We start from the raw sequence: 11617 nt of genomic DNA on the forward strand, positions 1-11617 counted from the left end.
GTCTAGCCGCGGGATGGAGGGAGTTCTCGGTGGGTTCAGACACCACGGTGTTGGTCACGGTCACCGGACCGGACCGCCCCGGCGTCACGTCCGTGCTGCTCGCGGCGCTCTCGCGGCACCGCGTCAGCCTGCTGGACGTGGAGCAGGTGGTCATCCGGGGGCGCCTGACGCTCGGCGTCCTGGTGTCCTACCCCAACGACGCCGAGGCGCTCCAGGAGGAACTCGAGGGGGCGATGGCCACCGTCGGCATGCAGGTCGACGTGGAGTCAGGCTCGTTCGCAGCGGCCAGGCCCGCGCCGTCCACCCACGCGGTGGTGGTGCTCGGCAGCCCGGTCAGTGCCCGCTCGTTCAGCACGATCGCCCGTGAGCTCGCCCGGCAGGGCGCGAACATCGACTCCATCCGCGGCATCGCCGACTACCCGGTGACCGGGCTCGAGCTGATGGTGACCGCAGCCAACACTGGCGCCGAGGCCGATGCCGCCCTGCGCACCGGGCTGGCCGAGGTGGCCGTCGGGGAGGCCGTGGACGTCGCCGTCGAGCGGGCCGGGCTGGCCCGCCGCGCGAAGCGGCTCATCGTGTTCGACGTGGACTCCACCCTGGTGCAGGGCGAGGTCATCGAGATGCTGGCCGCCCGTGCGGGCAAGGAGGAGGAGGTCCGCGCCGTCACCGAGGCCGCGATGCGCGGCGAGATCGACTTCACCGAGTCGCTGCACCAGCGCGTCGCGGTGCTGGCCGGTCTTGACGCCTCGGTCATCGACGAGGTGGGCGAGTCGCTCGAGCTGACCCCCGGCGCCCGCACCACCATCCGGACCCTGCGCAGGCTCGGGTTCCACTGCGGCGTGGTCTCCGGCGGCTTCCGTCAGGTGATCGAGGGTCTCGCGCACGAGCTGGAGCTGGACTTCGTCGAGGCGAACACCCTCGAGATCGTCGACGGCAAGCTGACCGGCCGGGTGATCGGCGATGTCGTCGACCGGGCGGCGAAGGCCGTCGCACTGCGAAAGTTCGCCGCCCAGTCGGGCGTCGCGATGGAGCAGACCGTCGCCGTCGGGGACGGCGCCAACGACATCGACATGCTCAACGCCGCGGGTCTCGGGGTCGCGTTCAACGCCAAGCCGGCACTGCGGGAGGTGGCGGACGCGGCGCTCTCGCATCCGTTCCTCGACGCGGTGCTGTTCATCCTCGGTGTCACCCGCCACGAGGTGGAGGCGGCCGACGCCGAGGACGGGCTGGTGCGCCGGGTGCCGCTCTGATGGAAGAGCGCCTCCCCGCCGCCTTCCTCGACCGGCACGCGGTGCTCGCGGCCGGCTACGGCGGCCGTGCGGACCCGGAGGACCCCGCGCAGGTGCTGGCGATGCCGATGGTCCTGCACATCACCAAGGTGCACCCGCCCGCACGCAGCGCGTTGCTGGCGGCCGCGGCCGCGGCGACGGTGGCGCTGTGCCTCGACGAGCGGGCGGGCACAACCGACGACGGTGAGCCGGGCCCGTGGCGCCAGGCACTGCTCGACTGGACGGGTTCGCGGATCAGGAAGGTTGCCCGCAGGGCCAGGGGATCGCAGTGGCTCGCCGCGCAGCACGTGGACGGCGTCACCGTCGAGGTCGACGGGGCGCAGGCCAGGGCCATCGTGCCGGGACCGGTCGGCGAGGTCGATCAGCGCGTCCGCAAACTCCAGATCGGCGGGACCGACCTCGAGCACGACGAGCCGGGCGAACCGGCGGCCGGCCTTCCTGTGCTGTGGGTGAACCGTTCCCTGGAGATGACTGTCGGCAAGGCCGCGGCCCAGGTCGGGCACGCGTCGATGCTGTTGGCAGGTGCGATGGATCCCGAGCGGGCCTGGGCGTGGTCGCGCGACGGCTACCGCTGCAGCGTGCGGGACGCCGATCCGGCGCGCTGGGCGGCGCTCGGCGAACTGGTGGCGCAGGGGCGGGCGATCGCCGTGCGTGACGCCGGGTACACCGAGGTGGCCCCTGGCTCGATGACGGTGATCGCGCCGGTCGGATAGACAGCCGAGAGCTTGACCATGACGCAGCGTCATGGTTGATGCTGGGTCCATGCGAATCGGCGACCTGGCGCATACGGCCGGAATCACTCCGCGGACAATCCGGCACTACCACCGACTGGGGATTCTCGAGGAGCCGAGACGGCTATCCAATGGGTACCGCGCATACGAGTTGCCGGATCTGGTCCGGCTGCTCCGCATTCGATGGCTGGCCGCGGCGGGGATCCCGCTCGGTTCGATCGCCACGATCATGGAATCGGCTCGCGCGGAAGGTGATACCGACGACCTCGGCGATGACCTGACGGTGCTCATCGACGGCATCGATGCCGAACTCGATCGTCTCGGCGGCCAACGGCGGCGGCTACAGGAGATGCTCGACGCACACCGCGAGGGTCGGCCTGTCTCTCCACTGCCCGCCGAACTGGCCGTGGCCTTCTCCGAATTGATCTCGGCGGAAGGCGATCCCAGAACACGCCGTGAGTTCGAACGCGAGCGGGACGCCTGGGAACTGCTCGCCGTCTCCGGCACGGGACCCTCCGCGCTGTTCGACGCCGCGACGCGGGTGCTCTCGGATCCGGGCTCGCGCGCGGTGATCGTCAGCATGTATCGGCGGTTCGCGGCACTGGTCGGGGTCGATCCAGCTACGGCGGAGCAGGAGATCGACTCTCTCGCTGAGGGGTTCGCGTCCGTGATCGTTCGCGAGTACGCCGGAACCGGCTTGATGGGTGACAGCGCGGAGTCGTCGGCACCGCTGGCCCTTCCGACGATGGCAGTCGCCGAGTTGGTACCCGACCCGGCGCAGCGCGAGGTCGTGATGCGGGTTCTCGCACGGCTCGGGTCGTCACCGGACGAGGCCACCGCGTGATCGCCTCGGTGTGGATGTGGATCCGCGGTGAGGTGGACGATCGGCAGGGCCAGGCGGCCGCGTTCGGATACACCAAGGGCACCTTCCTGCTCCCGTTCGCCTTCATGGTCGCCGGGCTGATCGAGGCGGTGGCGATCCACCTCCTGGTGCCCTGGCAGTGGCTGCGCGTGACGCTGCTGATCGCTACGGTTGTCTCACTCGTCATGGTCGTCGGTTGGCTCGCCGGGCGGGTGGTGCATCCGCATCTGATCACCGAGAACGACCTGGTGCTGCGATCGGGATCGGCCGTCGTGGCGACCGTCGTTCTGGCCGAGATCAATGCCGCGCGGCTCATCAGGCGGTTCGACAGGACCGACGAGGAACTCCGTGACGGACGCCTGTATCTGCCGGGCCCGGACGGCACGGTCCTCGACATCGACTTCCGAAGCGGTATCCCGGTCACCTTTCACAGTGAGGAACCGACCGAGATCACGGGCGTGAGCCTGCATGTGGACGATCCGCAGGCGATGCTCGTGCGGCTCCGCGCCGTGACGACCTGACTGGCTCGTGCGGTCCACCGATGCCGAAGTGGCTCTTTTCTCCCGGTCCAGTTGTCGGGAGACTGGCCACCATGTTCACCCGCCTGCCCGCCCGTCTCGTCGCGCTCTTCGTTGGTCTGTGGCTCTACGGGTTCTCGATGGCGCTGATGGTGGTCGCCGGGCTCGGGCTCGACCCCTGGGACGTGTTTCACCAGGGTGTGGCGCAGCGGACGTCGCTGAGCTTCGGCACCGTCATCGCGCTGACAGGTGCCGCGGTGCTACTGCTGTGGATCCCGATCCGTCAGCGGCCCGGCTTTGGCACGGTCGCGAACGTCGTGGTGATCGCGGTGTCGGTGGATACCTCGCTGGCCCTGCTCCCCGAACTGGATGCGATGGGCGCCCGGATCCTGGTGATGCTGTTCGCGGTCGTGCTCAACGCCCTCGCGACGGCGCTCTACATCGGAGCGGGGCTCGGCCCGGGGCCGAGGGACGGACTGATGACCGGCCTTGCCGCACGCACCGGGCTGTCGGTTCGGTTGGTCCGCACCGGGATCGAGGTCGCCGTGCTGGCGACCGGCTGGATGCTCGGCGGCACCGTCGGGGTCGGCACCGTCGTCTACGCGCTCGGCATCGGGCCGCTGATCCAGCTGATGATGCGCCTGATGTCCCGGGGCCGTCTCGACCCGCGCGTCGCCGACGCGGCACCGGCGGTGCCGGTGCCCTCGGTCGCGCAGGAGGAGTGCCCGGCCCGGTGACCTGCGCGGCGCCGGGGGCGGGCGACACGCAACCCGGTCCTGCCGCGTGCGCCAGGACCGGGTAGGTCAAGATGGGCGTCGTGTCCGAACTTGATCCCGATCTGCTCATCGATTTCGACGACGTACTCATCCGCCGTGGCGGCGTGACCCTGGTCGGCCCCGTGACGTGGAAGGTGGAGCTCGACGAGAAGTGGGTTGTGCTCGGGCCCAACGGCGCGGGCAAGACCTCGCTGCTGCGGATCGCGGCCGCCGAGGTGCACCCGACGTCGGGGAAGGCCCACCTGCTCGGGGAGGTCCTCGGCCGCGTCGACGTCACCGAGCTGCGCCCGCGGATCGGGCTGTCGTCCTCCTCGCTCGCGCACCGGGTGCCCGCCGACGAGGTGGTGCGCGACCTGGTGGTCTCGGCCGGCTACGCCGTGCTGGGCCGGTGGCGCGAACGCTACGAGGAGATGGACACCACCCGCGCCGTAGAGATGCTCGAGAGCCTGGGCGCCGAGCACCTGGCGAACCGGACGTACGGCACGCTGTCGGAGGGGGAGCGCAAGCGGGTGCTGATCGCGCGGGCCCTGATGACCGATCCGGAGCTGCTGCTGCTCGACGAGCCCGCGGCCGGGCTTGACCTGGGCGGGCGCGAGGAGCTCGTCGCGCGCCTCTCGGACCTGGCCGCCGACCCGGACGCGCCCGCGACCGTGCTCATCACCCACCACGTCGAGGAGATCCCGCCCGGATTCACGCACGCGCTGCTGCTCAAGGAGGGTGAGGTCGTCTCTCAGGGCTTGATCGACGACGTGATCACCGCGGAGAACCTGACCCACGCGTTCAGCCAGGCGATCAGCCTGGACAAGGTCGACGGCCGATTCTTCGCAAGGCGTACCCGGCTGCCGGGTCAGCATCGCCGCTGAGGCACCGCCGAGGGAGGGCCTTTCTTGAGCCGCGCGAACTAACCCGTGCGGTGGCGTTGTAACGTCCGACACATGGCCACTTTTGAAGCGCACCCCGAAGTTCCCCCGAAGGACGCCTCCACCGTCATCCTGATTCGCGACTCCGCGTCCGGGCCCGAGGTGTTCCTGCTCCGGCGCGTCGGCGGGATGGCCTTCGCGGGTGGCATGACCGTGTTCCCCGGCGGCGGTGTCGACCCGCAGGACGCCGACGCGGACGTGGCATGGAGCGGACCGCCGGTCTCCTGGTGGGCCGAGCGGTTCGGCGTCGACGAGGGCAGGGCGAAGGCGTTGGTCTGCGCGGCGGTGCGGGAGACCTTCGAGGAGTGCGGCGTCCTGCTGGCCGGGCCGACCGCGGACACCGTCGTCGCGGACACCGCCGGGTACGCGCAGGCGCGCAAGCAGCTGGAGGCTCGGGAGCTCTCGTTCAGCGAGTTCCTCGCCAGGGAGAACCTGGTGCTGCGCGCGGATCTGCTTCGGCCGTGGGCGAATTGGATCACCCCGGTCGGCGAGGGCAGGCGCTACGACACCCGCTTCTTCGTGGCCGCGGCCCCCGCCGGTCAGATCGCGGACGGCGAGACGTCGGAGGCCGCCGAGGTCACCTGGCAGACCCCGGCGCAGGCCGTCAACGACTGGATCGAGGGCCGCACCATGCTGCTCCCGCCGACCTGGAGCCAGCTGAGCGCGATCGGCGAATACGCCACCGTCGCAGATGTTCTCGCGGCCGAGCCGGAGATCCCGGTGATCCTGCCGACGCTGTACCAGGAGGAGGACGGCTCGTGGCGGGTGCGATTCCCCGGTCAGGAGCCGTACTACGCCGCCGGGGCGCACCCGTGGGGCGAAAGGTAGCCTTCGCTCATGGCTGAGTTTGTGACTCTCGAGGTATCCGACGGCATCGGCACCATCCGGCTCGCGCGCCCCCCGATGAACGCGCTGAACCGTCAGTTGCAGGAGGAGCTCCGGGCCGCGGCCCGCGAGGCCACCGTCAACGCTGACGTCAAGGCGGTCATCGTGTATGGCGGCGAGAAGGTGTTCGCGGCGGGCGCGGATATCAAGGAGATGGCGGAGATGTCCTTCGCCGAGATGAGCCCCGTCGCGGGCGACCTGCAGTCGGCGCTCGGTTGCATCTCCGAGATCCCGAAGCCGACCGTCGCCGCGATCACCGGCTACGCCCTCGGCGGCGGCCTGGAGATCGCGCTCGGCGCTGATCGCCGGATCGCGGGCGACAACGCCAAGGTCGGCGTCCCCGAGGTGCTGCTCGGCGTGATCCCCGGTGGCGGCGGCACGCAGCGCCTGGCCCGCCTCATCGGCCCCAGCAAGGCCAAGGACCTGGTGTTCACCGGACGGTTCGTCGGTGCCGAGGAGGCCCTCGCGATCGGCCTGATCGACGAGATGGTCGCTCCCGACGAGGTCTACAACGCGGCCCGCGCGTGGGCCTCGCAGTTCGTCGGCGCCGCGAGCCGCGCCATCGCCGCAGCCAAGGCGTCCATCGATCAGGGCCTCGACACCGACCTGAACACCGGGCTCAAGATCGAGGCGCAGCAGTTCGCGCAGCTCTTCGCGACCGACGACCGGACGATCGGCATGGAGTCCTTTGTCGCGAACGGCCCGGGTAAGGCGCAGTTCACGGGCAAGTAGCGGCCCGGCATTCCGCACAAAACTAGAACCTGTTCACACTCCTTACTACCCGGTAGGCTCTCACCCATGACTGCAAGCCCGAAGGACGGGATGGATCCCGCGCCGAACCCCCACGCCACGGCCGAAGAGGTCGAAGCCGCGCTCAAGGACACCAAGCTCGCCCAGGTCCTGTACCACGACTGGGAGGCCGAGACGTACGACGACAAGTGGTCGATCTCGTACGACGAGCGCTGCATCGACTACGCCCGTGGCCGGTTCGACGCGGTTGCAGGCGACCAGCCGCTGCCGTACGAGCGCGCGCTCGAACTCGGCTGTGGCACCGGCTTCTTCCTGCTCAACCTGATGCAGGGCGGGGTTGCCAAGACCGGATCGGTGACCGACCTGTCGCCGGGCATGGTGAAGGTGGCGCTGCGCAACGCCGAGGGCCTCGGCCTGCCGGTCGACGGCCGGGTCGCGGACGCGGAGACGATCCCGTACGAGGACAACACGTTCGATCTCGTCGTCGGTCACGCCGTGCTGCACCACATCCCCGATGTGGAGCAGTCGCTGCGCGAGGTGCTGCGGGTGCTCAAGCCGGGCGGCCGCTTCGTCTTCGCGGGTGAGCCCACCACCATCGGCAACTTCTACGCACGCTGGCTCGGCCGCGCGACGTGGGAGGCCACCACCCGGGTCACCAAGCTGCCGTTCCTGGCCGACTGGCGTCGCCCGCAGGCCGAGCTGGACGAGTCCTCCCGCGCCGCGGCGCTCGAGGCCGTCGTCGACCTGCACACCTTCGACCCCACCGATCTGGAGAACATGGCCAAGTCGGCGGGCGCCACCCAGGTGCACGCAGCGACCGAGGAGTTCGCCGCGGCGCTGCTCGGCTGGCCGGTCCGGACCTTCGAGGCCGCCGTGCCGCCGGAGAAGCTGGGTTGGGGCTGGGGCCGGTTCGCCTTCGGCGGCTGGAAGACGCTCAGCTGGGTGGACGAGAAGGTCCTCAAGCACGTCGTGCCGCGTGGCTTCTTCTACAACGTGATGATCACCGGCGTGAAGCCCGAACCGAAGTAGTGGGATACGAGTTCACCCGGGAGGACGTGCGGTACCTGACGTCCGAGGACGGCATCGCCGCCCTCGCCGAGGTGGATCGGCTCGAACTCTCGACGCGCACGCACCTGGCCGACATCGGCCGGGTGCGTGCGCGTTTTGCCGACCGCTCCGGTGCCCTGGTCGAGACGGTGCTGCTGCGGCGCAAGGCCGTCGGCAAGATCGACGGTGGCGGGGACTGGCTGTTCACCGACGACGCGCTGCAGCAGACGACGCCGTCCTCGGTGGCGCGCAGGCGGGCCGACCGGGTGGCGGGCCGGGCGGTGCACGACGTGACCTGCTCGGTTGGCGCGGAACTGTCCGCCCTTGTCGGTGTCGCGAGCACGGTGATCGGCAGCGACCTCGACCCGGTTCGCCTCGCCATGGCGCAACACAACGTGCCCGGCGCGACGGTCGTCCGCGCGGACGCGTTGGTGCCGTGCACCCGCGACACCGTCGTCCTCGCCGATCCGGCCAGGCGGGCGGGCGGCAGGCGCAGGCACGACCCGGCCGCGCTGCAGCCGCCGCTGCCGGACCTGCTTGAGGCGTACCGCGGTCGCGACCTGTCGGTGAAATGCGCGCCAGGACTGGACTACGACGCGCTGGAGTGGCCGGGCGAGGTGGAGATCGTCTCGCTCGACGGGGGCGTGCGCGAGGCCTGCCTCTGGTCGCCCGGGTTGGCGGGGGCCGGGGTTCGCCGTCGCGCGACCGTGCTGACCGCGGACACGGCCTGGGAGCTCACCGATGCCGAACCCGACGAGATCCCCGAACGCGAACCGGGGGAGTGGATCGTCGACCCGGACGGGGCGGTGGTGCGCGCGGGGCTGGTGCGGCACTACGCGGCCAGGCACGGGCTCTGGCAGCTCGACCCGCGGATCGCGTACCTCACCGGCGACTCGGTGCCTGCGGGCGTGCGCGGCTTCCGGATCATCGAGCAGCTCAAGTACTCGGAGAAGGCGCTGCGCCAGGAGCTCGCGCGCCTCGACTGCGGGGTGGCCGAGATCCTGGTGCGCGGGGTCGACGTGGACCCGGCGGTGCTGCGCCCGAGGCTGAAGCTGCGCGGCTCGGCGTCGCTGAGCGTCGTGCTGACCCGGATCGGTCGCACGCCGGTCGCGTTCGTCTGCGCCGCGGGTGTCCGGGCCTGAACCCGGACCCCGGCCGCGTTGCGGGCTAGCGGAGGACGAACACCTCGCCGATCAGGGTGGGGGTGACGACCTCGCCGCCGGGGCCGATCGACGTGCCGACGGTGAAGCCCTCGGCGCCAGGCAGGGTGTCCTGGTCGAGCGTCTCGCCGGTGTCGGTGTCGAAGGTGAGCACCGCGAGACCGGTCTCGCCCTCGCGTACCACCGTGTAGCCGGTCGCGCCGCCGGTCTGCGCCGGGACACCGAGCTGGACGAGGTCCTTTCGCTCCCACAGCAACTCGGCGTGGTCGCCCTTGTCCTCCAGGGCGAGCAGGCGGCCCTTGTCGGAGCCGGCCGGGATGATCAGGCCGTCCGCGGCGACGGAGGGGCTGCCCGCGGCGGCGAATCCGAGGTCGTGGTTCCAGCGGGCCGCACCGGTCTCGGCATCGAGCGCCCACAGCGCGCCCTCGTTGTCGTTCGCGTACAGCGTCGTCCCGTCGGCGGAGATCACCGGGCTGGACGTGACGCCGCCGGGCAGCGCGTCGGAGGACCAGTCCTCGGTGATCCGGCCGTCGGCGTACCGCAGGCCGACCAGCTCGGCGTGCGGGCGGCCCGGTCGCCAGACGGTGAGGAAGAACCTTCCGGTGGCGAGGTCGATCGCAGGGGCGGTCGAGACGGGGCACTCGGGGGCGCCGAAGAAGCACTGCTCGAGTCCCTGCGCGGCCGGCGGCAGCGGGAGGTCCTTGGCGGTGTCATAGGTCGGCGTCGGGATCAGCTGGTACGACGGCACGATCTCCTTGCCGGTCTGGGTGCTGAGCACCGAGACGACGCCGAAGTGCGTGACGAAGAGCAGGTTTCCGTCGGCGGTGAACTGGGCGGACAGCGGCGTCCCGCTCACCACGGTGCGCCAGCGCAGCTGGCCGTGTTCGTTGAACGAGTTCATGGCGCCGTCCTCGCCGACATACACGTTCGTGACGCGGTCGACCAGCGGGGTCGAGACCGCGACGCCGGGGCCGAGCCGGTTGCACCAGCGCTTGCGGCCGCTCTCGATCTCGAACGAGTAGAGGTTGCAGCCGTTCTCGCTGCGCGAGGTGACGAAGATCTGGCCGTTCGACGCGACCGAGGCGGCGGTCGCGGTCGGCGCGCCGATCGGGCGCGACCAGTCGAAGGAGATCGAGCGGGACCCTTCTGCCGGGCTGGTGCCGCTGTTGCGGGCGTCCGCGTGCATGGCGGGCCATCCGCTCGGGGCGTAGGCGTCGTCGAGCGGTGGTGCGCTGCTGCAGCCGCCGATGATCAGCGCCGAAACTGCCGTCAGCGACACCGCTGCCGACCGGAGAACACGCCGCATTCAACACTCCTCGTGTGGATTTCGCTCGGTGCAGACTATCCGGCCTGCCGCCGAGGGGCGCGAGCCCGCCCCTCCGCGGAATGCGGAACGGCTATCCGTTGAACGCAGGACAATCGGGTGTGCCGAACGGTGGCCGGGGCCCGCGGGTGAAATGTCGAGTGGTTCAGAATTCAATGGCAGCTTGATCACAAGCGTCCAATTGTGGTGCGACGAAGCAGGTCCGGAGCCTCCCGTGATTGGACCGTTATTTCGGTACGTTCCGTATCGAATTGGGGGTAATTAGCCGAAGGAACCGCACAATTCCGGTCGCAATTGTGTTTGAATGTCGACATGGACGGGTCCGGGGGTGAGGATTTGAGTGCGCCGCGTCGTTCGCCGCGTGTCGACGCGAACGACAATCACCTGCTCGGTACGCCACAGGCGGGGGTCGTGATCGTCGTCGGCCTGATCGTCGGCGCCGCGACACTGATCGGTGTGATGACGTCCTCCCTGCTCGCCGTCATCGTGGTCGCGGTGACGGCGGCGCTGGTCGCGGCGCTGTTGGGTGGCGGCGGATGGCTCGGCGGTGGCGGCGGAGTGGGCCGTCGCGGGGCGCACATTCGCTGACCGTAGGCTGCATGGCATGACCAGCATGTGGGGCGCACCGTTGCGCACGAGGTGGCGGGGATCACGTCGGACCGACAGCGAGCAGGCGAAGTTCCTGACCCGCGATTCCCTGCGATGGGTGCTCGAGAACAAGGCGTACACGCCCTGGTACCTGGTGCGTTACTACCGGCTGGCCAAGTTCAAGCTCGCGAACCCGCACGTGATCCTGCGCGGCATGGTCTTCCTCGGCAAGAACGTGGAGATCCACTCGACCCCCGAGCTGTCGCGGCTCGAGATCGGCCGCTGGGTGCACATCGGCGACGGCAACGCGATCCGCTGCCACGAGGGCTCCCTGCGCATCGGCGACAAGGTCGTCTTCGGCAAGGACAACGTCGTCAACACCTACCTCGACATCGAGATCGGCGCCTCCACCCTGGTCGCCGACTGGTGCTACATCTGCGACTTCGACCACCGGATGGACGACGTCAACGTCCCGATCAAGGACCAGGGCATCGTGAAGGGCCCGGTTCGGATCGGCCCGGACACCTGGATCGCCGCCAAGGTGACCGTGCTGCGGAACACGATCGTCGGGCGCGGGTGCGTGCTCGGCGCGCACGCGGTGGTCAAGGGCCAGATCCCGGATTACAGCATCGCGGTCGGGGCGCCCGTCAAGGTCGTCAAGAACCGCAAGGAGGCCTGGGAGGCCGGAGCGGCCGAGCGGGCCAAGTACATCGCCGCCCTCGAGGACATCGAGCGCAAGAAGGCCGCAGCAGCGGGCTGAGGCGCTG

At 70.2% G+C, this 11617-nt stretch carries 13 protein-coding genes; 12 read left to right on the plus strand and 1 reads right to left on the minus strand.

Features of this window, described 5'->3' with window-relative positions:
* The first annotated feature begins 29 nt into the window (after positions 1 to 29).
* From serB to BR31_RS0100275, 10 genes are all read left to right on the plus strand, one after another.
* Entirely contained in the window at positions 30 to 1250 is a 1221-nt protein-coding gene (gene serB / locus BR31_RS0100230; RefSeq protein WP_027499162.1) for a phosphoserine phosphatase SerB, read from the plus strand.
* Positions 1250 to 2002: an aminoacyl-tRNA hydrolase gene (locus BR31_RS0100235; RefSeq protein WP_027499163.1), complete on the plus strand. Its 753-nt coding sequence runs from the start codon at positions 1250 to 1252 to the stop codon at positions 2000 to 2002. Before serB ends, BR31_RS0100235 begins: the two co-directional genes overlap by 1 nt.
* 49 nt (positions 2003 to 2051) lie before the next feature.
* Positions 2052 to 2864: a MerR family transcriptional regulator gene (locus BR31_RS0100240; RefSeq protein WP_027499164.1), complete on the plus strand. Its 813-nt coding sequence runs from the start codon at positions 2052 to 2054 to the stop codon at positions 2862 to 2864.
* On the plus strand, positions 2861 to 3403 hold the full coding sequence (locus BR31_RS27035) for a hypothetical protein (protein WP_231496318.1): 543 nt from the start codon (positions 2861 to 2863) through the stop codon (positions 3401 to 3403). Before BR31_RS0100240 ends, BR31_RS27035 begins: the two co-directional genes overlap by 4 nt.
* Before the next feature lie 71 nt (positions 3404 to 3474).
* Entirely contained in the window at positions 3475 to 4137 is a 663-nt protein-coding gene (gene yczE / locus BR31_RS27040; RefSeq protein ID WP_037175142.1) for a membrane protein YczE, read from the plus strand.
* A 71-nt stretch (positions 4138 to 4208) separates the two neighbouring features.
* Entirely contained in the window at positions 4209 to 5039 is an 831-nt protein-coding gene (locus tag BR31_RS0100255) for an ABC transporter ATP-binding protein (protein WP_027499165.1), read from the plus strand.
* Between the two features lie 72 nt (positions 5040 to 5111).
* On the plus strand, positions 5112 to 5924 hold the full coding sequence (locus tag BR31_RS0100260; RefSeq protein WP_027499166.1) for an NUDIX hydrolase: 813 nt from the start codon (positions 5112 to 5114) through the stop codon (positions 5922 to 5924).
* Positions 5925 to 5933: 9 nt separating this feature from the next.
* Positions 5934 to 6713: an enoyl-CoA hydratase/isomerase family protein gene (locus BR31_RS0100265; RefSeq protein WP_027499167.1), complete on the plus strand. Its 780-nt coding sequence runs from the start codon at positions 5934 to 5936 to the stop codon at positions 6711 to 6713.
* Positions 6714 to 6779: 66 nt separating this feature from the next.
* The gene (locus BR31_RS0100270) at positions 6780 to 7760 is read left to right on the plus strand and encodes a class I SAM-dependent methyltransferase (RefSeq protein ID WP_027499168.1); all 981 of its coding nucleotides are present in this window, start codon (positions 6780 to 6782) and stop codon (positions 7758 to 7760) included.
* A complete protein-coding gene (locus BR31_RS0100275) occupies positions 7760 to 8920 on the plus strand; it encodes a class I SAM-dependent methyltransferase (RefSeq protein WP_027499169.1) in 1161 nt (386 codons plus the stop codon). The genes BR31_RS0100270 and BR31_RS0100275 overlap by 1 nt, the downstream gene beginning before the upstream one ends.
* A gap of 25 nt (positions 8921 to 8945) precedes the next feature.
* Here the strand turns inward: BR31_RS0100275 and BR31_RS0100280 are convergent, their stop codons facing one another.
* Positions 8946 to 10244: an outer membrane protein assembly factor BamB family protein gene (locus tag BR31_RS0100280; RefSeq protein ID WP_027499170.1), complete on the minus strand. Its 1299-nt coding sequence runs from the start codon at positions 10242 to 10244 to the stop codon at positions 8946 to 8948.
* Positions 10245 to 10574: 330 nt separating this feature from the next.
* Here BR31_RS0100280 and BR31_RS27045 point away from each other — a divergent pair, with 330 nt between their 5' ends.
* Complete coding sequence (locus BR31_RS27045) at positions 10575 to 10850, plus strand: hypothetical protein (protein WP_037175144.1); 276 nt, start codon at positions 10575 to 10577, stop codon at positions 10848 to 10850.
* 16 nt (positions 10851 to 10866) lie between these two features.
* Positions 10867 to 11610, plus strand: coding sequence for an acyltransferase (locus tag BR31_RS0100290; protein WP_027499171.1), 744 nt, complete (start codon positions 10867 to 10869; stop codon positions 11608 to 11610).
* Positions 11611 to 11617 lie beyond the last annotated feature (7 nt).

The organism is Rhodococcus sp. UNC363MFTsu5.1, assembly GCF_000686785.1.
Classification (GTDB): domain Bacteria; phylum Actinomycetota; class Actinomycetes; order Mycobacteriales; family Mycobacteriaceae; genus Rhodococcus_G; species Rhodococcus_G maanshanensis.